This window comes from Halorubrum luteum (genome assembly GCF_054652935.1).
This window is the reverse complement of record NZ_BAAIGT010000002.1, coordinates 2,584,239-2,604,072: the sequence shown is the minus strand read 5'-3', so window position 1 is coordinate 2,604,072 and position 19,834 is coordinate 2,584,239. Positions and strand designations below refer to the sequence as shown.

Here is a 19,834-nt window from a genome sequence, read left to right as displayed (position 1 = left end):
TTGTTTACCGGTTTTGTATGCCGCTACTAACCCACCCACCCCTTCGTTTCGTGTGGAACTGGAACGATGGAGGGGGTAGGTGATCTGGTTTTCATAACCGACGGTTTTATTATAGTGTCTATCGAACAGTACCCTCGGTACTCTATCGGATTAAATTCTAGTTGGTTTTGGGTTAATTTCTTCATTGCTACAATGAGTTAATAAGGCATATCCTGATCGGACAAACCCGAGCGGGTTTGCTATACCTCGTCCTTGTGTTTCCACACGAAACGAAGGGGTGGGGGAGGTGCAAAAGAGAGGGGGAGGTGCAAAAGACATGAACAGCAACGAAGATTCGAGATAAAATCGAGATGAACCTTGAGAGATATGAACGGAGAAAAACCGAATAGAATAGGCGAATGAACGGGCTACACTAGGATTTCGGTGTCTGACGCAGTTCTTAAGTAAACGGGGGATGGAACTCACACACGATATCATCGATCTTTCCGTGTACGGGCGGAGAGAGTCAGCGCATCAACCGGAGACCAGCAACACACCAACTGGATATCAGAATGGGACTGTTAACAAACCTCAGAGACAGCATTTCACGGGTCACAGACGGGTTGTTCGCTGCCGACGAACCGAAGCGGATCGGTATCTACGGACCACCGAACGCCGGAAAGACGACCCTCGCGAATCGTATCGCACGTGATTGGACGGGCGACGCCGTCGGCCCGGAGAGTCAGATTCCACACGAAACCCGGCGAGCTCGCCGAAAGGAAAACGTCGAGATCGAGCGCAACGGACGCAAGGTTACGATCGACATCGTCGACACGCCTGGTGTGACCACGAAGGTGGACTACAAGGAGTTTCTCGACCACGATATGGAGAAGGAGGACGCGGTCAGACGGTCGCGTGAGGCGACCGAAGGTGTCGCGGAAGCGATGCACTGGCTTCGCGAGGACGTCGACGGCGTCATCTACGTTCTGGATTCGACGACGGATCCGTTCACTCAGGTGAACACGATGCTCATCGGGATCATCGAGTCACAGGATCTGCCCGTGCTCATCCTCGCGAACAAGACGGATCTCCCGGAGTCGAACGTCCAACAGATCGCGAACGCGTTCCCGCAACACGAGACGATCCCACTGTCAGCTTTGGAGGGTGATAACATGGACGAAGTGTACGGTAAGATCGCGGAGTACTTCGGATAATGCCCGACGCACGACCTGATATCGATGGAGGCGACGATACCGGTGGCGAGCCCCCGAGGGACAGAAACGTGCAGGGGGACGATTCGAACGATGGTGTTCGGATCGACATGATAAGTGGTGCCCGAATGGAGGGACTCACGAGCATGGAGAAGATCCGTCTCATTCTCGACGGGGTCCGGGACGGCAACATCGTCATCCTCGAGGAGGGACTGTCGCCGGACGAGGAGTCGAAGCTGATCGAGGTGACGATGACGGAGATCAGTCCGGACGATTTCACCGGCATCGAGATCGAGACGTACCCGAAGGCGGAGGCGTCCGACCAGAGCTTCCTCGATAAGCTGATGGGTCGAGAGTCGACAAAGAAACTCACGGTCATCGGTCCTGCAAACCGGATCGAGACGCTGCACAAAGACGAGAACCTCATCAGCACGCTCGTCTCCCGAAAGTAAATGCCCCACCAGTGTACTTCCTGTGGGCGAGTGTTCCCCGACGGGTCCAAGGAGATGCTGTCAGGTTGCCCCGACTGTGGCGGGAACAAGTTCCAGTTCAAGCCGAAAGGGCGCTCCGAAACAGCGCCTGACGCGTCGTCCGGCACGCCTGATTCAGCATCCGGCACGCCTGATTCAGCATCCGGCACGCATGATTCAGCATCCGGCACGCCTGATTCACCGTCAGATCCTGTCGGATCTTCCGACGTAGATAGCGACCCGACGACCGAGCCATCCGAGACGCCTTCATCGGGTGTAACCACCGGATCCGGGAGTTCAGAGCAACGATCGGAGTTGGCGTCGACGCCGGACGCGAGCGCGGTCGACCCCGAGAGAGATACTGACGGCTCCCAACAGCTGAACGAGACCGAGTCCGAAAACACGGCTCAAGCGAGCGCCAGATCCGATGTCGTAACCCCTGACGAACTGGATCGTGCAAGTCGATCCATCAGTCCGGACGCGAACGACGATGACGATCCGATATCAACCGGGAGTGAACCCGAGGCCGACGAACGACCCGGTATCGAGAATCTCCGCGACGAACTCAACGACCAGTTCGAAAGCATTCGGATCGTCAGTCCTGGCCAGTACGAACTGAACCTGATGGAGCTGTACGACCGACAGGAGTACATCATCTCGCTACAGGAGGACGGTCGCTACGTTATCGAAATGCCCGACGCATGGGGCGTCTCCGACGAGTGATCGAAACACCAGATTGACGATACTGAAAGAGATCGAGTGGATGGGCTCCGATCCGTATCACCGGTAGCCCTCCAAAGCGAACGAGCTTGACGGTCGATCCAATTTCCCCGCCTCATTTCGTATACGAAATTCAATAATTAAAATACTATTACCTATTTTCGAGAAGACACAGTTATGCGGCTCCCTCTGCTACGCAAGCGCATGTTTATCGATCACGATGCTGTTGGGGTCCGGTGGGATGGAAGCGGGCGCTCGATGCACGGTCCGGATCGAGGTGGATTCCGTCCGTCCGTCGTCGGTGGCTACGGTGGGCCTGATGTCGGAACCGATATCCCAGTTACCGAAGGAGGTATCGTATGCGCGTAGTTGCGAAGTTCGGCGGTACGAGTCTCGGAACCGGTGATCGAATAAACCGTGCAGCAGATTCGATCGCCAACGCCGTTGAGGCGGGACACGAGATCGCCGTCGTCGCCAGTGCGATGGGATCGACGACGGACGAGCTGCTCGAGGACATCACGTTCGAGACCGACGATGCGGACCGGGCGGAGATCGTCTCGATGGGTGAACGGACCAGTGTCCGGATGCTGAAGGCGGCGCTTTCCGCTCGCGGGATCGAGGCGATCTTCCTTGAGCCGGGACATCCGGAGTGGCCAGTGATAACGAACGAACTCGGCGAGGTCGACGTCGAGGAGACCCGAAAGCGTGCCCATGCAGTTGCGGAGCAGCTCGATGGTGTCGTTCCCGTGATTACGGGCTTCCTCGCCGAGGATTACGACGGCAACGTCACCACGCTCGGTCGGGGAGGATCCGACACGACCGCGGTCATGCTCGGTAACTACATGGAGGCCGACGAGGTCGTCATCATCACCGACGTGGAGGGCGTGATGACCGGTGATCCCCGGGTCGTCGAAGGTGCGCGAAACGTCGGACGGATCACGGTTGACGAGCTCAGAAACCTCTCGTTCCGCGGTGCTGAGGTGGTTGCTCCCTCGGCGCTTTCGTATAAAAACGAGACGCTCGGCGTACGGGTCGTCCACTACCAACACGGTGACCTCCTCACCGGCGGTACCCGGATCGAAGGCCAGTTCGAGAACCTCATCGACATGCGTGAGGAGCCGCTCGCCTGTCTCACCGTCGCCGGCCGGGCGATCCGAAACCGACCCGGGATCCTTTCGGAACTTTCGAACGCGCTTCGGAAGGAGAGCGTGAACGTCGACGCGGTTGCCTCCGGAATGGATTCGGTAACGTTCTACGTCGATGTCGACGTCTCGGAGACTGCCGAAGCCCTGCTTCACGAAGCAGTCGTTGAGGACGAAACTCTGTCGTCGGTCACGGTCGACGACCCGATCGCCGTAATCCGGGTCACCGGCGGGGAACTTCCCAACCAGCCCGGCGTGATCCAGAGCGTCATCGATCCGCTCGCCGATGCCGGTATCAACGTCATCGACCTGATCACGAGTGCGACGTCGGTCGCGTTGTTCGTCGACTGGGACGACCGGGAGGACGCGCTCGAAATCGTCCAGGGACAGTTCGACTGAACAGGATCACAGCTATAGTCCGCCCACATGCGACTCCAGGAGTCGTTGGACCGCGTATGACTCCAGGAGTCGTTGGACCGCGTATGACTCCAGGAGTCGTTGGACGAGTGGCCGGAATCAGTCAGTCTCGCTCGGTTCGAGTCGAAACCGCGTCGTCGATCCTCCGTCGAACTGCGGACCCTCACCGATCGGCTCGAATCCGAGGGACTCGATCGTTTCAATCTCGTCAGTGGCGTCGTCCGAGACGACGACTTCGAGAGACATCCCCTCGCGAACGGCGAACCGACGCGGCTCTTCGAACAACCGACGAACCGTCGATTCCGATCCGCCGAAATCGGTTACGTGCACGGATCCGGATCGAACGTCATACCCGATGAACCCCTGCAACGGTGATGGATTTCCGGCTCCACTCGGATGTTCAGTGTTGGATCCGGTCTTAGCGTCTTTGGCCTGGTTTGACTCGTTTTCGTGGCGACGTTGGTCAGACTCGTTTTCGTGGCGACGTTGGTCAGACTCGTTTTCGTGGCGACGTTGGTCAGACTCGGTCTTTTCTGAGCGGTGTTCCGACTCCGGTACCGCAACCCGGACGGACCGATCGTGGATCATATTGACCACTACCCCTTCCGGTTTCCCGGACAGCATGGCGAGAGCTTCGGCGTCCGATTCGAGTGCGTCACGGATCCGCATGCGGCTCATGTATCCGAGCTAAACACTTAAACACCGGGACGGACCGAGGGTCATCGCGACGCTCCGACGCCGGGGGGAGACTGGAGTTTACTGTTGCGAGTCGAGAAAACTGAGTGGATTTAAGCGGTCGGCGTACACACGCCCGGATATGAGCAAAGCAACCAAGGTCGTTCTCGGAACCGTGAGCGTATCAGCCGTTCTTTCGGTACTGATCATCCTGTCGTACGTGTTTGCCTGATGTTCTCGAGGCGGCCGCTTGCTGACGACCTCACCGAAATTCGAGCCACACACGCTCCTGACTCGGTCGTCTTGGATGTCGAGTCGGATTTCGAGACGCTCCCACCAGCCGCTGCGGAGGATCTCGGATTCTTCGTGGAGGAACTCTCTCCGGCGTCGTACCCTGATGCATGGATCCCGAACGATACCCCGGATCTACTCCGAACGTACGCGGGCCCGACGTTCACGATCGGTCTCCCGGGCGACGGCACCGTCGTCAGAACCACCCAAACGACTCCGGAGACGATCCTCGTCAAACGCCGGGCCGAGGGGACGCCCGACGATTTTCTGGCGTTTCTGATCGCCGACCGACTGGTCCGGGCGGGAATCTCCACGGCTCCGGGCGTCTCCGCGTCCGACGACGTCTCGGCCGCCACTATCCCCGAGACGTTCCTCCCGTTTTTCGGCTCGATGTACGTCGATCTCGACGAGGCGATTCGACGCCCGGCGGAGGAAGCAACGTCTTCTTCGAACGAAGTCGGCTCGGGGACTGGGCTCGGGCCGGCGACCGGGCTCGGCTCGGCAGACGTGTTCCAGATCGCACACGCACTGTTCGAGGCGTGGGTCGGGCTTCACACTCGCGATGTCTTCTCCTCGTGGAACGATACTCATCCGCGGCTGTTCGACGCGTGGATGGATGCGGGTGAACGGCTCGAGGGGCGACTCCACGAGCTTCCGTCGGAGATCGCTCGTGGTCAAACGGAGTTCGCAAGCGCGACCGAGTACGCCTGTTCGGCGGTTCGCCACGGGCTCGATCTTCCCACTCCGTTCGCTGCGCTCGATACGACGGCGTACCGTGAGCGAGGAGCACCGTACGCGGTGGCGTGGGCCGAAAAAACGATCGCCTCGATGATCGAGGCGACGGAGTGATCTCTTTCATCATCGACGCCGCGGCGTGACTCTGCAACGGACACCGTTCCTACGCCTTGCGATCTGCCGTGGTACGTCGCTGTGTTTTGCTACTCATCGAACGAGACAACGCCCTCCTCGTCGAGTTCGATGACCGCGTCGAACAGCCTACGAAACCGATCGAGGGTCGCCACTTCGTGGACTTCCTCGGAGAGATGAAAAATTCCGACGGCATCTTGCTCCTCGAGTAGCTGAAGAATATCCGAGGCAGCCTCGTAGACGGCGTCGTCGTCGGCGTAGTACGCCATCTCCGTGAGCGAGTCGACTGACACGCGCCGCTTCCCGTCGTGTTCCTCGAGGAATCGTCCAACACGATCGACCACGCCGTCGAGATCATCGGGTGCAGAGACGTAGTAGACGTCATCCGAGGACCGTCGTGAGTATCCTCGTTCCACCGAAAGGGTGTCGAGGATCGTCGCCTTCGTTTCGTCGACGTCGTAGTACTCCAGTTTCTGTTCGACCTCCCGGGCCGTCGTGCGCGTCGAGACGACGAGAAACGCGTCGGTGTCGGTTTTCAGGAAATCGGTGTCGATCCGGTCGGTCTCGCCGATGCTCGGATGAACGAGCAGAAGTCCGGTTCCCCCGGGAATCGTTTCGGGTCCGTTCTCGATGGCGAGCGAGTACTCCATACCAATCCGACCCGCCGGACGGACTTAATGATGCGGGCAACGACACGCTTTCACCGTTTCGATGCTCCGGTTCGATGTTCACCGTTTCAATGCTCCGGTTCGATGATCACCGTCTCGATGCTTCGATCCGGTTTTCACCCGTCCAGCCGTCGATATCCTATGAGCGTTCGCGAGGAGTTCGACGAGTGGGCGACGTCCGGCAAGGATCGGGGTATGGAGGATCGGCACTGGCACACCGCAAAACACGTGCTCGCCCGGATGCCGGTCGAGCCGACCGACACGGTCGTCGATCTCGGAACTGGCTCCGGCTACGCGCTTCGCGCGCTTCGCGAGCGAGGGATCGGCCGCGGATACGGAGTCGACGGTGCGCCCGAGATGGCGCGCAACGCACGGAGCTACACCGACGACGACGCGGTTGGCTACCTCGTCGGCGACTTCGATTCGCTTCCGTTCGCCGACGACTCGGTCGATCACGTGTTCACCATGGAAGCGTTCTACTACGCGTCCGATCCACACCACACGCTTGAAGAGATCCGACGCGTTCTGAAGCCCGGTGGGACGGTTTACTGTGCGGTCAACTTCTTCGAAGAGAGCGAGACCACACACGAGTGGCAGGAGCGGATCTCGGTCGACATGACGCTGTGGAGTCGTGAGCAGTATCGCGAGGCGTTTCGAGAGGCCGGTCTCCACGTGGCGGAACAGGACGCGATCCCCGATCGGGAGATCGAGATCCCGCCGGAGTCCGCGTTCCCGACTGACGACTGGGACCGCCGGGAGGCGATGATCGACCGATATCTGACATGGGGAACGCTGCTAACCGTCGGCGTCGCGCCGTAGGGGACGCTTCACCTCGTCGCCGGCGACGTTGTATCGTCCCGGCACGACACGCCGCTTCGCACAACCGAGTCCGTTAAGGGGGAACCGACGGAACCCCTACCCAATAATGCCTACCGGTGAGTACGACCCCGACGCCGTCGAGCCACGTTGGCAGCAACGCTGGGTCGACGAGGAGACGTACGCGTATCCGGACGATCCGGTCGATCCCAACACCGCCTTCTCAATCGACACCCCGCCGCCAACGGTCTCCGGAAGCCTCCACTGGGGCCACGTGTACGGCTCAATCCTCCAGGACATCGTCGCTCGATTCCACCGCATGCACGACAGCGAGGTGTTCTATCCGTTCGGGTACGACGACAACGGGATCGCCTCCGAACGACTCACCGAGCGCGAGCTCGACGTTCGCCATCAGGAGTTCGAGCGCAGGGAGTTCCAGGAAAAATGCCGGGAGGTGTGTCTGGAGTACGAGGAGGAGTTCACCGAGAAGATGCAGGGCGTCGGGCTCTCGATCGACTGGAACAACACGTACCGCACGATCTCGCCCGAGGTCCAGCGCGTCTCACAGCTCTCGTTTATCGATCTGTACGAGAACGGTCGCGAGTACCGTCAGGAAGCGCCGGCGATCTGGTGTCCGGAGTGTGAGACCGCGATCTCGCAGGTCGAAACCGAGGACGACGAGCGGGGATCACACTTCCACGACATCGAGTTCGCGGTCGCGAGTGGGGACGATGCCGACCCCAACGCCCCCGACGCGTTCACCATCTCGACCACTCGTCCGGAGCTCCTGCCCGCCTGCGTCGCCGTGTTCGTCCACCCGGACGACGAGGATAATCAGGATCTCGTCGGGGAGCGTGCCCAGATCCCGCTGTTCGGTCACGAGGTCCCGATCATCGCGGACGACCGCGTCGACATGGAGACCGGATCCGGGATCGTGATGTGTTGTACGTTCGGCGACCAGAACGACATCGAGTGGTATCAGGCACACGACCTCGACCTCCGGGTTGCGATCGACGAGTCCGCGCACATGACGGATGTCGCCGACGAGTACGAGGGACTCCACTCCTCGGAGGCCCGCGAAGCGATAGTCGAGGATCTCGACGAGGCCGGTGCGCTGCTCGACCGCTGGGAGATCACCCACACCGTCAACGTTCACGAGCGCTGCGGGACGAGCGTCGAATTCCTCGTCACCGAGCAGTGGTACGTCGAGGTGCTGGACAAACGCGAGGAGTATCTTGAGGCGGGTCGCGAGATGGAGTGGTTCCCGGAGAAGATGTTCACCCGGTACAAACACTGGGTCGAGGGGCTCCAGTGGGACTGGCTCATCTCACGACAGCGCTCCTCGGGCATCCCGTTTCCCGTCTGGTACTGCGCCGACTGCGACCACGAGGTGCTTGCCGAGAAGGGCGATCTGCCGGTAGACCCGCTTTCGGACGATCCCCCCGTCGACGCGTGTCCAGCGTGCGGCCACGACGAGCTCGTCCCGGAGGACGATGTGCTCGACACGTGGGCGACGTCGTCGCTCACACCGCTTATCAACGCTGGCTGGGACTGGGACGCGGAGGCCGAGGAGTTCACGATGGCACGCCCGGAGATATATCCGATGGACGTTCGTCCGCAGGGCCATGACATCATCTCCTTCTGGCTGTTCCACACCGTGATCAAGTGTTACGAGCACACGGGAGCGGTTCCGTTCGAGTCGACGATGATCAACGGGATGGTGTTAGACGAGAACCGGGAGAAGATGTCGAAATCGAAGGGGAACGTCGTCGAGCCCGACGCAGTTATGGAGAAGTATCCCGTTGATGCCGCGCGCTACTGGGCGGCCGGCTCCGCTATCGGCGACGATCTTCCGTATCAGGAGAAGGGTCTTCGCGCGGGCGAGAAGCTCATTCGGAAGCTGTGGAACGCCTCGAAGCTCGTCGAGTCGCTCGCGCCGGATCCGTATCCCGAACGGCCCGACCACGCCGACCTCAGGGAGCTGGATCGCTGGCTGCTTGCCGAACTCGACCGTCGGATCGAGACGCTTACCGACCAACTGACGAACAGGGAGTTCTCGAAGGCTCGCGACGGGCTTCGGACGTTCTTCTGGGGAACGTTCTGTGACGACTATCTCGAGATCGCGAAACAGCGAGACGACGACTCCGCAAGCTACACGCTCCGAACCGCGCACCGTCGCTTTTTGAAGCTGTTCGCCCCGTTTCTCGCACACGTTACCGAGGAGCTCTGGCACGACATGTACGCCGAAGCGGCCGCCGACCTCGACGCGCTCGACGGATCCATCGAGGTTGCGGACGGAGCTGCGGACTCGATCCATCTCGCTGACTGGCCGGAGCCGCTCGGTCTCGACGCGGATCACGACGCCGGCGCGGCCGCGACCGCCGTCGTCGGTGCGCTCCGCAAGTACAAAAGCGAGAGTCAGCTTCCGTTGAACGCCGAACTCGACGCGGTCGAGGTGTACGCCGACGTCAGGGGATTCGAGGAGGATATCACCGGCGTGATGCACGTCACGGATCTGGAAGTACACCCCGACGACGACGCCCCGGTCGAGACGGTGATCACGGGGATCGACCTCGATTATGCGACGGTCGGCCCGAAGTACGGTGACCAGGTCGGTGCGATCGAGGGTGCGCTCGCGCGCGACGACTACGAGCTCGACGGTGACGAGCTCCACGTCGCGGGGGTGACGCTCGTCGACGAGGAGTTCGCTGTCGAAGAGCAACGGCAGTATCAGGGTGATGGCGAGCTGTTACAGGCGGACGACGTCGTAATCATCGTCCGGAACGACGGTTAACTACCGCCGTTCGCGATCCGCGGCATCCGCTTCACTGGAGATCCGCGCCGACCGCCTCGTCGACCCGCTCGAACCCGTCTCTGTCGAGCAACTCGAGCAGTCCGGTGTTGATGTCGCGAGCGATTCCCGGTCCCTCGTAGACGAGTCCGGTGTACAGCTGAACCATCGACGCGCCCGCACGTATCTTCTCATATGCTCCCTTCGCGTCGGAGATTCCACCCACCCCGATAACGGGAACGTCGGTGCGTTCGGCGGCGAACCGGACTAGCCGCGTCGCGGTGCCCTCGATCGGCTTTCCGGAGAGGCCGCCCCGCTCGGCTTTCGTCGGACTCCGCAGCGACTCCGGACGCGAAGTGGTTGTGTTGGTCGCGATCACGCCGTCGAGGTCGAGATCGTCGACGACGGCGAGCGCCTCCTCGATCGCGGGCTCCGGCAGGTCCGGGGAGAGCTTCACGAGCAACGGAGCCGCGCCGGCATCGGTAAGCGTTCCGAGGATATCGGTCAGCGCCTCGCGATTCTGCAGCTCGCGCAGTCCGGGGGTGTTCGGGCTCGAAACGTTAACCGCGAAGTAGTCACCCGCGTTCGCGACGCGCTCGTACGTGTACAGGTAATCGTCCGCCGCCTCCTCGAGCGGCGTCGATTTCGACTTTCCGATGTTGATACCGACCGGAACGTCAGGAAGCGGCTCCCGGTCGAGTCGGTCGCCGACGGCGTCGGCACCGTGGTTGTTGAACCCCATCCGGTTGATGAGCGCTTCATCGTCGCGTAGCCGAAACATGCGAGGTTTCGGGTTCCCCGGCTGACGCTCCGCGGTGACACCGCCGATTTCGACGTGTCCGAATCCGAGTGCTGCCAGTGCCCGCGGCACCTCCGCGTTCTTGTCGAAGCCGGCTGCGACGCCGACCGGATTCGGGAACGACAGCCCGAACGCCTCCGTTTCGAGTCGAGCGTCGTCAACGACGTATCGACGACGGAGTGCGTGCTGTATCGGCGTTCCCTGCGCCGTCCTGAGGAGTCGATGGATTCCGTTGTGTGCGGTCTCCGGCGGGAACGAGAACAGCGCCGGCTTCAACAGATCGTAGGCGTTCATTGCGGTATCCGTCGTCGCCGACGGCCATGAATCCGCCGACTGAGTTCGCTCGTTGACGACCGGCCATAACTGGTTCCTCGATTGTATCGGAACGTCGGACGCTCGTCGGCCGAATCGGAGCGTCACACCTTCTTCGGTCGAACCGGAGCGTCAGCGCGGCACAATGGAGAACCGATATCGGTTCACTGCTCGCGAATGGGAGATGCGGACTCCATTCGAGCCGAACGCTCAGGACACGGACTCCATTCGAGCCGAACGCTCAGAAGTCGTGTTCGAGATCCTCCGGGTCGGAGTTGGCCTTCTGGATAATGATCTTCCCGTCGCGAACCCGAACGAACACCTCGTCGCCGATCTCCATCCCAGCGACGGCGAGTTCGTCCTCGTGGAGGTTCACGTGCACGTTGTGATACTCCCCGTCCTCGTCTTTGGCACCACTCGGACTGAGTTTCTTCTTGCGGACCATCGCCGTTGTCTGCGTCGACCTTCGCCACAGCAGATACATAAGTGTTGTTTACAGCGCCGAAGCCCATTCTTCTCGTGCGCGCGAGCGATCGACCGCCGAAACGGGGATGCACATCGAAGGTTAACGGACCGTTCGACCGGAAAACGATAGCCCGAGCGCCGATAGTATATAAAAGACATTCCTAGCAGCTTTCATTTCATCGATATGTTTATAATGTATTGTGTGTTGGTTTGTCATGGAGGTAAAACCATGGTACGTGAAGACGGTAAGCGGAACTTTGCCCTTCGTGAAGAGGACGGATCGGAACCGAGCGAGTTCTCGGGTAATATGCCACGGCAGGCCGCACTCAAAGCGGCACGGACACTCGAACCTGCTCCTTCCGAGGAGGAGGCGGAACGGACGACGATCCGACTCCGAGAAAAGGGGACGCAAAAAGTCCACGAGTACGAGGGGTGGGCGTGGAAGGCCAATGCTCCGGAGGTCGACGAGGCGGACGACGATTTCTGGCTCAACGACCTCGAGGACATCACGAAGGCGAACGTCTCGAAGCAAGGAATCGAGTACCTCGAAGAGGAGTAACGGTTTCCGAGACGTTCCGCTCCGAGACGTCCCGAGTTACGCCGAGTTTTTCGACGCATTCATACATCGGTGAGTCACCATACATCGGTGAGCCACCATACATCGGTGAGCCACAATACTCGCGTGCGCGGTACCACTACGGTGTGACCGTCGGTGCAAACGGGGAATAACCAACTCCTCCCGACCAGTCAGCCGCTCGACGCTTCCATGTGATCATGTTCGCATGAAATCGGGTGACGTGGCGGGTTTGCTTCGACGGGGTTAAGTACAACCCGGGCATTCGGATGAATGCGAAGGACGCCCCGGCGACGGGGTGTCACAATCGGCCGATTGCGGCCGGTCGTCGCGTTCCGACGCCCTTATCAATCCGAGGGCGCTCGTCTCGAACGCGACGCAGAACGCATCGCGAACCCCGACCGGTCTCCCCGGAACGGTTTCGCCACCGGACCGACGCACTCCGATGGGCTTATACCCCATCGGACACAACGTTCAGGTCCGCAAAGGATGAGGATCACGCCCCCTGCGCTCCGGCGTAAGCGGTGATCTGATGTGAGCCTTGGTAGTTCGGTGCCATCCGGGTCGCTGGATGCACTGGACACCATATTGGACCATGCAATGGTGTTTTGATCTCACACATCGTGTGAGTCAAAACCCGCCAACCCCCTCGAGCTGGGAATCAAGCTCGAGGAACTCATTCCGGTTGATCCTGCCGGAGGCCATTGCTATTGGGATCCGATTTAGCCATGCTAGTTGTACGAGTTCAGACTCGTAGCGAATAGCTCAGTAACACGTGGCCAAACTACCCTTCGGAGCGCGATAACCTCGGGAAACTGAGGCTAATAGCGCATCCCACACTCAGCCTGGAATGGCGAGTGTGGCAAACGCTCCGGCGCCGAAGGATGTGGCTGCGGCCGATTAGGTAGACGGTGGGGTAACGGCCCACCGTGCCGATAATCGGTACGGGTCATGAGAGTGAGAACCCGGAGACGGAATCTGAGACAAGATTCCGGGCCCTACGGGGCGCAGCAGGCGCGAAACCTTTACACTGCACGCCAGTGCGATAAGGGGATCCCAAGTGCACAGGCATAGAGCCTGTGCTTTTGTCCACCGTAGGGAGGTGGACGAATAAGGGCTGGGCAAGACCGGTGCCAGCCGCCGCGGTAATACCGGCAGCCCGAGTGATGGCCGATCTTATTGGGCCTAAAGCGTCCGTAGCTGGCCGCGCAAGTCCATCGGGAAATCTCCCCGCTCAACGGGGAGCCGCCCGGTGGAAACTGCGTGGCTTGGGACCGGAAGGCGCGACGGGTACGTCCGGGGTAGGAGTGAAATCCCGTAATCCTGGACGGACCGCCGATGGCGAAAGCACGTCGCGAGAACGGATCCGACAGTGAGGGACGAAAGCCAGGGTCTCGAACCGGATTAGATACCCGGGTAGTCCTGGCCGTAAACGATGCCTGTTAGGTGTGGCTCCCACTACGAGTGGGTGCTGTGCCGTAGGGAAGCCGCTAAACAGGCCGCCTGGGAAGTACGTCCGCAAGGATGAAACTTAAAGGAATTGGCGGGGGAGCACTACAACCGGAGGAGCCTGCGGTTTAATTGGACTCAACGCCGGACATCTCACCAGCATCGACTGTGGTAATGACGGTCAGGTTGATGACCTCGCCACGAGCCACAGAGAGGAGGTGCATGGCCGCCGTCAGCTCGTACCGTGAGGCGTCCTGTTAAGTCAGGCAACGAGCGAGACCCGCATCCTTACTTGCCAGCAACACTGCAAAGTGGTTGGGGACAGTAGGGAGACCGCCGTGGCCAACACGGAGGAAGGAACGGGCAACGGTAGGTCAGTATGCCCCGAATGTGCTGGGCAACACGCGGGCTACAATGGTCGAGACAGAGGGTTCCTACTCCGAAAGGAGACGGTAATCTCAGAAACTCGATCGTAGTTCGGATTGTGGGCTGCAACTCGCCCACATGAAGCTGGATTCGGTAGTAATCGCGTGTCACAAGCGCGCGGTGAATACGTCCCTGCTCCTTGCACACACCGCCCGTCAAAGCACCCGAGTGAGGTCCGGATGAGGCTCGTTTCACGAGTCGAATCTGGGCTTCGCAAGGGGGCTTAAGTCGTAACAAGGTAGCCGTAGGGGAATCTGCGGCTGGATCACCTCCTACTGACCCGAGACTCGCCTTTCAGGCGAGCTCACCTTTCCACGCGCCGTCTTTCGGACGGCACGTGACTACTCATTCGCACGGTCCACACGTCCACGCACCCACCGCCCCGGACACTTACGAACTACCACGGCTCACACCACACGCGACACACACCCTCGCTTCGTCCGAAGCGAGGTGGGCTCATAGCTCAGCGGTAGAGTGCCTCCCTTGCAAGGAGGATGCCCTGGGTTCGAATCCCAGTGAGTCCATGTCCACCCAGCGTGAACCCGTCCCCTTAAGTGGGAGACGCGGCTCCGTTGGAACAGACGACCGATGCACCACCCCGGGAAACCGCGGATGGGAAGGGTTCGACGAACACGCCGTCCACACCCGGCGTGATTCGATGACGACCGTGTATACGTGCGATCCAGACGTCCACTGAACTCATCCGAGTTCGTGGAACGTCAGTGAACCATATACAGTCGGGTGACTTTCATAGTCACTTGACACACTACTGGCTACTGTGCCAGCTGGTGAATGGCTCGGCTCAAGAGCCGACGACGGACGTGCCAAGCTGCGACAAGCCCATGGGACCCGCATGGAGGGAAAGAACATGGGATCTCCAAATCGGAATCCGCTTTGCAATTGCTTTGCGCAATAGGGAACCCCCCGAATTGAAACATCTCAGTAGGGGGAGGAAAAGAACGCAACCGCGATGTCGTTAGTAACCGCGAGTGAACGCGACACAGCCCAAACCGAAGGTCTTCGGACCAATGTGGTGTTCGGGTTGACAACCAAGTTCCGAACCGATATCTGAAGTCTCCTGGAACGGAGCGTGAAACAGGGTGACAACCCCGTAAGATATCCAAGTACGAACGGCGTCAATTCCAGAGTAGCAGGGGTCGGATATCCTCTGTGAACACCCCAGGCATCCCCTGGGAAGGCTAAACACTCCTTGAGACCGATAGCGAACAAGTAGCGTGAGCGAACGCTGAAAAGCACCCCGAGAAGGGCGGTGCAATAGGGCCTGAAATCAGTTGGCGATCGAGCGACAGGGCGTAGAAGGCGATTTTCAAAACGACCGAGGAGCGATCCTCCAGTAGGAAGAAAATCGAGCCGGCGTCGTGTCGTGCGTTTTGAAAAACGACCCAGGGAGTGTACCTACATGGCGAGTCTAACTCGAGTATCGAGGAAGGCGCAGGGAAACCGATACGGCCGCAGCATTGCGAGGGCCACCGTGTTCAAGCGCGGGGAGCCACGTGGGTACGACCCGAAACCAGGCGATCTATTCGCGAGCAAGGTGAAGCGTGGCGAAAGCCACGTGGAGGCCTGTTAGAGTTGGTGTCCTACAATACCCTCTCGTGACTCGTGAATAGGGGTGAAAGGCCCATCGAGCCTGGCAACAGCTGGTTCCGACCGAAACATGTCGAAGCATGACCTCTTCCGAGATAGCCCGCAGGGTAGAGCTACCGATTGGATGACCCGCCTCCGAGAGGAGTCGGCCATCCTGTCAAACTCCAAACCTGCAGGCGTCGTAGACGAAGGGAGTCCGGTGCGCGGGGTAAGCCTGTGTACCGTGAGGGGAACAACCCAGAGCCGGGTTAAGGTCCCAAAGTGTAGATTAAGTGCGATTCGAAGGTGGTCTCAAGCCCTAAACAGCCGGGAGGTGAGCTTAGAAGCAGCTACCCTCTAAGAAAAGCGTAACAGCTTACCGGCCGAGGTTTGAGGCGCCCAAAATGATCGGGGCTCAAATCTACCACCGAGACCTGGCCGCATCCGTGAAAGGATGACCGCGTAGGTCGGCGTACTGTCCGGATGGAAGCTCGGGCGAGAGCTCGCGTGGACCGTTCAGTAACGACAATCCTGGTCACAGTAGCAGCGATAGTCGGGTGAGAACCTCGACGGCCTGATGTGCAAGGGTTCCTCGGCACTGCCACTCAGCCGAGGGTCAGCCGGTCCTAAGTCTCGCCACAACCTGACCGAGACAACGGGAAACTGGTTAATATTCCAGTGCCATCATGCAGTAAAAGTCGACGCCGTGTGGACCGCTGAGCCGGGCACTCGCCCGGTCGAATCAGGGAACATCGTGGAAGCCGTCATGGCAGGAAGCGATCGAAGCCTGAGATAGCGCAAGTCAGCCGTACATAGGGCCCGTGAAAAGACGAGCATGATGTCCGTACCGAGATCCGACACAGGTGCACTGCCAGCGCAAGGCACGGCCTGTCGGGAGAACCGACGTTAGGGAATTCGGCAAGTTAGTCCCGTACCTTCGGAAGAAGGGATGCCTGCTCTCGACGGAGCAGGTCGCAGTGACTCGGGCGCTCCGACTGTCTAATAACAACACAGGTGACCGCAAATCCGCAAGGACTCGTACGGTCACTGAATCCTGCCCAGTGCGGGTATCTGAACACCTCGTACAAGAGGACGAAGGACCCGTCAACGGCGGGGGTAACTATGACCCTCTTAAGGTAGCGTAGTACCTTGCCGCTTCAGTAGCGGCTTGCATGAATGGATAAACGAGAGCGCCACTGTCCCAACGTTGGACCCGGTGAACTGTACGTTCCAGTGCGGAGTCTGGAGACCCCCAAGGGGAAGCGAAGACCCTATAGAGCTTTACTGCAGGCTGTCGCTGAGACGTGGTCGCCGATGTGCAGCATAGGTAGGAGCCGTGACACAGGTACCCGCGCCAGCGGGCCACCGAGGCATCATTGAAATACTACCCGTCGGTGACTGCGACTCTCACTCCGGGAGGAGAACACCGGTAGCCGGGCAGTTTGACTGGGGCGGTACGCGCTCGAAAAGATATCGAGCGCGCCCGAAGATCATCTCAGCCGGGTCGGGAATCCGGCGAAGAGCGCAAGAGCACAAGATGGTCTGACAGTGTCATTCCCAACGAGTGACGCTGACGCGAAAGCGTGGTCTAGCGAACCTACGAGGTTCCGGAATGGGACCCGTAGATGACAGAAAAGCTACCTTAGGGATAACAGAGTCGTCACCCGCAAGAGCACATATCGACCGGGTGGCTTGCTACCTCGATGTCGGTTCCCTCCATCCTGCCCGTGCAGAAGCGGGCAAGGGTGAGGTTGTTCGCCTATTAAAGGAGGTCGTGAGCTGGGTTTAGACCGTCGTGAGACAGGTCGGCTGCTATCTATTGGGGGTGTGAAGGTACCTGACGTGAACGCTCGTATAGTACGAGAGGAACTACGAGTGGTCGCCACTGGTGTATCGGTTGTCCGAAAGGGCAGATGCCGAGTAGCCACGCGACACGGGGTAAGAGCTGAACGCATCTAAGCTCGAAACCCACATGAAAAAGAGGTACCGTAGAGGTCACTCGTAGAAGACGAGTTCGATAGACTCGGGATGTACGCATCGAGGCAACGAGATGTTGAGTCCACGAGCACTAACAGACCGAGCCACAGTCATACCATGGGGCACTGACAGCCCACACCTCGCATGAGTTCAGGCGGTATCTGGATCGCACGTACACACGGTAGTTACCGACCGACAGTGGAGGTATCTCGGTTCGACTCCGAGAGTCGGCGTTAAGGCGGCCACAGCGGTGAGGCAACACCCGTACCCATTCCGAACACGGAAGTTAAGCTCACCAGCGTTTCAGGCAGTACTGGAGTGGGAGACCCTCTGGGAGCCGTGATTCGCCGCCTGCTATTCATAGACGGGCCCACGGACATCGCGTCCGTGGGCCACTTTCATTTCGAAACGGACCCGGCGGACCGCTAGGCTTAAGCGGGCGACGGGGCTACCTTCGACTGCGCCAAGGTGGCAGAGTCTGGTCAGACGCAGCGGCCTGCAGAGCCGCCCGACGCCGGTTCAAATCCGGCCCTTGGCTCTCACACGTTACCCTAAAGCCCAAGACGACATTCTCTTGGCGTATCCTCGCTTTTGAAAGCGATATCTCGGGAATACGACAGAAGTTTCGGACGCACATCCGTCGAAGGTCCACAAGCGGCGTTCACGGGTGTCTCGCAGTACCGCCGTAGGGACAGAATCAGCGCGTTGCGTCGCCCTATCGAGTATTTGAACTGATATCAAAAATGGCCTTCTCAGTAGACGGTCCGTTTTCACCTCGGCTGGGATACGTCATCGTCGATCTTCGAGGGTGCCGAGCGCACGTCGGAACTGCTCCTCGTTGATTCGCGGTTCGGACATCGCCTGTGCTTCGAGTGCGCCGGTGAATCGTTCAAATTCGTTGTCGCTTGGGTCGGCCGCGAGCACGCAGTCGACGTACCCTTCGAGCGCAGACCGCAAGGCCTTGGCGTAGTGATCGTATGCGGCGTCGATGCGGGTCTGGTTGTCGTCGATTCCCTCGAACAGCGCACGGTAGATGGTCGCAGCGGCCCGGTAGCGCTCGCGGTACTGCTCGGCTACTTCGAAAAAGTGTGAGAAGTCGATAGCTTCCGTGACGACTGGATAGTGCTGTGTGCGCTGGTCGAACAGCTCCTCGACCTCGTCCCGGTACGCTTCGACCGACTTGCCGCCGTCGCCAAACCGCTCAATTCGCTGAATGCGCCCTTCGTCGCGGTAGTTCTGCCCGCGCTCGAACACCGCGTCGGCACAGGTCTCCCGAATTCTTGCGTTGTTGAGGTCCATGACTGGAAGGAACTCGTTGGTCCTGTTCTCGTCCGTTCGCGGCTCTATTCATCTACTAGTTCGGTGACGCTCTCGACGGGGGCGTAGTAGCCGCGTTCGTCCCGCCAGACCTCTAGCCATTCGTCCGCAGTTTCGCTGTCGATATGCTCGCGTTTGATGCCGAGGACGAGGAGGCCTATCGATCCAGTGACCGGCACATCCAGTTCCGTCGCAAGACGGCGTGCTGCGAGGTCATCAGTGGCGATCGTCCCGTCGCGTTCAACGGCTCCCCGCAATGCTTCCCTTTCTCCCGGATCAAGTCGCTCATGGAGGCTCACTCTTCGTGTTTCGGGTGGAACGTCACTGACTGCCAGTCCGTTGTCGAACGCCTCGACGGCACTGGTCAGATACTCGTGACCGTGTTTGACTCCCCGTTCAATCTCGTCACGGACTGCGGGTACTACGATCGGAGCTTCGAGTAGGTGAACGAGAAATTCGACCGAGCTCGTACTGGCGAAATTACTTACGACAGTTGCGTCGAGGAAAACCGGTTGCGGGTATCCGTCCGGCATCTATTCGTCGAGGTCGAGTGCACCGTCGACCTCCCGCTGTAACTGGTCGTCAGTTCGTGGCCCGTAGAGCGACGTGAAGCCAGCGTCTTCCAGCACTTCTTCGAACTCCCACCGGGACAGTCCGGCCGCTTCGGCAGCACGTCCGAGCGAGAGGTCGCCGAGAACGTACCGACCCACCGCGGTCGCAAGTTCGTCGGAGGACTCACTACTGGAAGAGGCCATCGTACATAGTTATCGGATCCACGGACCTAATAATCTATCGTGGGAGGGGGCACTCATCGACTCACCGGGTTGCCATCTACATAGCAATCTAAGACAAAAACACTCATTTATCCGCTATCTGGGGCG

At 59.7% G+C, this 19,834-nt stretch carries 16 protein-coding genes, 2 tRNA genes and 3 rRNA genes; 14 read left to right on the top strand and 7 right to left on the bottom strand.

Annotated elements, in window-relative coordinates; all coding sequences use genetic code 11:
- Positions 1-551: 551 nt before the first annotated feature.
- From ACYQ0R_RS12900 to ACYQ0R_RS12885, 4 genes are all read left to right on the top strand, one after another.
- Positions 552-1,193 (top strand): Era-like GTP-binding protein, encoded by a 642-nt coding sequence (locus ACYQ0R_RS12900; RefSeq protein WP_459824428.1) that lies wholly within the window; start codon positions 552-554, stop codon positions 1,191-1,193.
- 107 nt (positions 1,194-1,300) lie between these two features.
- On the top strand, positions 1,301-1,642 hold the full coding sequence (locus ACYQ0R_RS12895; RefSeq protein WP_459825768.1) for a DUF2073 domain-containing protein: 342 nt from the start codon (positions 1,301-1,303) through the stop codon (positions 1,640-1,642).
- The gene (locus tag ACYQ0R_RS12890; RefSeq protein ID WP_459824426.1) at positions 1,643-2,383 is read left to right on the top strand and encodes a Zn-ribbon domain-containing protein; all 741 of its coding nucleotides are present in this window, start codon (positions 1,643-1,645) and stop codon (positions 2,381-2,383) included.
- A gap of 356 nt (positions 2,384-2,739) precedes the next feature.
- Positions 2,740-3,921 carry an aspartate kinase gene (locus tag ACYQ0R_RS12885; RefSeq protein ID WP_459824424.1) on the top strand — a complete coding sequence of 394 codons (1,182 nt, stop codon included), beginning with the start codon at positions 2,740-2,742 and terminating at the stop codon, positions 3,919-3,921.
- 117 nt (positions 3,922-4,038) lie between these two features.
- On the opposite strand, the gene ACYQ0R_RS12880 is transcribed toward ACYQ0R_RS12885, so the two are convergent.
- Entirely contained in the window at positions 4,039-4,269 is a 231-nt protein-coding gene (locus tag ACYQ0R_RS12880) for a hypothetical protein (protein ID WP_459824422.1), read from the bottom strand.
- A gap of 487 nt (positions 4,270-4,756) precedes the next feature.
- On the opposite strand from ACYQ0R_RS12880, the gene ACYQ0R_RS12875 reads away from it, so the two are divergent.
- Both ACYQ0R_RS12875 and ACYQ0R_RS12870 read left to right on the top strand, forming a co-directional pair.
- The gene (locus tag ACYQ0R_RS12875; protein WP_459824420.1) at positions 4,757-4,846 is read left to right on the top strand and encodes a hypothetical protein; all 90 of its coding nucleotides are present in this window, start codon (positions 4,757-4,759) and stop codon (positions 4,844-4,846) included.
- Complete coding sequence (locus tag ACYQ0R_RS12870; protein WP_459824417.1) at positions 4,846-5,754, top strand: DUF7089 family protein; 909 nt, start codon at positions 4,846-4,848, stop codon at positions 5,752-5,754. Before ACYQ0R_RS12875 ends, ACYQ0R_RS12870 begins: the two co-directional genes overlap by 1 nt.
- Positions 5,755-5,843: 89 nt before the next feature.
- Here the strand turns inward: ACYQ0R_RS12870 and ACYQ0R_RS12865 are convergent, their stop codons facing one another.
- A complete protein-coding gene (locus tag ACYQ0R_RS12865; RefSeq protein WP_459824415.1) occupies positions 5,844-6,422 on the bottom strand; it encodes a DUF7090 family protein in 579 nt (192 codons plus the stop codon).
- A gap of 159 nt (positions 6,423-6,581) precedes the next feature.
- On the opposite strand from ACYQ0R_RS12865, the gene ACYQ0R_RS12860 reads away from it, so the two are divergent.
- Entirely contained in the window at positions 6,582-7,259 is a 678-nt protein-coding gene (locus ACYQ0R_RS12860) for a class I SAM-dependent methyltransferase (protein ID WP_459824413.1), read from the top strand.
- Positions 7,260-7,365: 106 nt separating this feature from the next.
- On the top strand, positions 7,366-10,050 hold the full coding sequence (locus tag ACYQ0R_RS12855; protein WP_459824410.1) for a valine--tRNA ligase: 2,685 nt from the start codon (positions 7,366-7,368) through the stop codon (positions 10,048-10,050).
- Positions 10,051-10,081: 31 nt separating this feature from the next.
- Here the strand turns inward: ACYQ0R_RS12855 and ACYQ0R_RS12850 are convergent, their stop codons facing one another.
- Both ACYQ0R_RS12850 and ACYQ0R_RS12845 read right to left on the bottom strand, forming a co-directional pair.
- A complete protein-coding gene (locus ACYQ0R_RS12850; RefSeq protein ID WP_459824408.1) occupies positions 10,082-11,140 on the bottom strand; it encodes a quinone-dependent dihydroorotate dehydrogenase in 1,059 nt (352 codons plus the stop codon).
- A gap of 259 nt (positions 11,141-11,399) precedes the next feature.
- A complete protein-coding gene (locus ACYQ0R_RS12845; RefSeq protein ID WP_379743734.1) occupies positions 11,400-11,603 on the bottom strand; it encodes an AbrB/MazE/SpoVT family DNA-binding domain-containing protein in 204 nt (67 codons plus the stop codon).
- Between the two features lie 249 nt (positions 11,604-11,852).
- On the opposite strand from ACYQ0R_RS12845, the gene ACYQ0R_RS12840 reads away from it, so the two are divergent.
- From ACYQ0R_RS12840 to ACYQ0R_RS12815, 6 genes are all read left to right on the top strand, one after another.
- Positions 11,853-12,182 (top strand): non-histone chromosomal MC1 family protein, encoded by a 330-nt coding sequence (locus ACYQ0R_RS12840; protein ID WP_459824404.1) that lies wholly within the window; start codon positions 11,853-11,855, stop codon positions 12,180-12,182.
- A 693-nt stretch (positions 12,183-12,875) separates the two neighbouring features.
- Positions 12,876-14,346 (top strand): 16S ribosomal RNA (locus tag ACYQ0R_RS12835).
- A 178-nt stretch (positions 14,347-14,524) separates the two neighbouring features.
- A tRNA-Ala gene (locus ACYQ0R_RS12830) sits at positions 14,525-14,596 on the top strand.
- 240 nt (positions 14,597-14,836) lie between these two features.
- Positions 14,837-17,751 (top strand): 23S ribosomal RNA (locus tag ACYQ0R_RS12825).
- 119 nt (positions 17,752-17,870) lie between these two features.
- A 5S ribosomal RNA gene (gene rrf / locus ACYQ0R_RS12820) occupies positions 17,871-17,992 on the top strand.
- Together the 16S, 23S and 5S rRNA genes with 2 tRNA genes alongside form the textbook arrangement of a ribosomal RNA operon.
- Before the next feature lie 106 nt (positions 17,993-18,098).
- Positions 18,099-18,174 (top strand) — tRNA-Cys (locus ACYQ0R_RS12815).
- A 251-nt stretch (positions 18,175-18,425) separates the two neighbouring features.
- On the opposite strand, the gene ACYQ0R_RS12810 is transcribed toward ACYQ0R_RS12815, so the two are convergent.
- The 3 genes from ACYQ0R_RS12810 to ACYQ0R_RS12800 are packed head-to-tail and all read right to left on the bottom strand — an operon-like array spanning position 18,426 to position 19,708.
- Positions 18,426-18,935: a hypothetical protein gene (locus ACYQ0R_RS12810; protein WP_459824402.1), complete on the bottom strand. Its 510-nt coding sequence runs from the start codon at positions 18,933-18,935 to the stop codon at positions 18,426-18,428.
- 44 nt (positions 18,936-18,979) lie between these two features.
- Positions 18,980-19,486 (bottom strand): PIN domain-containing protein, encoded by a 507-nt coding sequence (locus tag ACYQ0R_RS12805; RefSeq protein WP_459824400.1) that lies wholly within the window; start codon positions 19,484-19,486, stop codon positions 18,980-18,982.
- Positions 19,487-19,708, bottom strand: coding sequence for a UPF0175 family protein (locus tag ACYQ0R_RS12800; protein ID WP_459824397.1), 222 nt, complete (start codon positions 19,706-19,708; stop codon positions 19,487-19,489).
- Positions 19,709-19,834: the final 126 nt, after the last annotated feature.

Excerpts from the sequence above, each read along its gene's own strand:
- ACYQ0R_RS12850 (WP_459824408.1), bottom strand. The coding sequence starts at position 11,140 with ATGAACGCCTACGATCTGTTGAAGCCGGCGCTGTTCTCGTTCCCGCCG.
- ACYQ0R_RS12885 (WP_459824424.1), top strand. The coding sequence starts at position 2,740 with ATGCGCGTAGTTGCGAAGTTCGGCGGTACGAGTCTCGGAACCGGTGAT.
- ACYQ0R_RS12895 (WP_459825768.1), top strand. The coding sequence starts at position 1,301 with ATGATAAGTGGTGCCCGAATGGAGGGACTCACGAGCATGGAGAAGATC.
- ACYQ0R_RS12845 (WP_379743734.1), bottom strand. The coding sequence starts at position 11,603 with ATGGTCCGCAAGAAGAAACTCAGTCCGAGTGGTGCCAAAGACGAGGAC.
- ACYQ0R_RS12890 (WP_459824426.1), top strand. The coding sequence starts at position 1,643 with ATGCCCCACCAGTGTACTTCCTGTGGGCGAGTGTTCCCCGACGGGTCC.
- ACYQ0R_RS12810 (WP_459824402.1), bottom strand. The coding sequence starts at position 18,935 with ATGGACCTCAACAACGCAAGAATTCGGGAGACCTGTGCCGACGCGGTG.
- ACYQ0R_RS12900 (WP_459824428.1), top strand. The coding sequence starts at position 552 with ATGGGACTGTTAACAAACCTCAGAGACAGCATTTCACGGGTCACAGAC.
- ACYQ0R_RS12855 (WP_459824410.1), top strand. The coding sequence starts at position 7,366 with ATGCCTACCGGTGAGTACGACCCCGACGCCGTCGAGCCACGTTGGCAG.
- ACYQ0R_RS12870 (WP_459824417.1), top strand. The coding sequence starts at position 4,846 with ATGTTCTCGAGGCGGCCGCTTGCTGACGACCTCACCGAAATTCGAGCC.
- ACYQ0R_RS12800 (WP_459824397.1), bottom strand. The coding sequence starts at position 19,708 with ATGGCCTCTTCCAGTAGTGAGTCCTCCGACGAACTTGCGACCGCGGTG.
- ACYQ0R_RS12805 (WP_459824400.1), bottom strand. The coding sequence starts at position 19,486 with ATGCCGGACGGATACCCGCAACCGGTTTTCCTCGACGCAACTGTCGTA.
- ACYQ0R_RS12875 (WP_459824420.1), top strand. The coding sequence starts at position 4,757 with ATGAGCAAAGCAACCAAGGTCGTTCTCGGAACCGTGAGCGTATCAGCC.
- ACYQ0R_RS12860 (WP_459824413.1), top strand. The coding sequence starts at position 6,582 with ATGAGCGTTCGCGAGGAGTTCGACGAGTGGGCGACGTCCGGCAAGGAT.
- ACYQ0R_RS12840 (WP_459824404.1), top strand. The coding sequence starts at position 11,853 with ATGGTACGTGAAGACGGTAAGCGGAACTTTGCCCTTCGTGAAGAGGAC.
- ACYQ0R_RS12865 (WP_459824415.1), bottom strand. The coding sequence starts at position 6,422 with ATGGAGTACTCGCTCGCCATCGAGAACGGACCCGAAACGATTCCCGGG.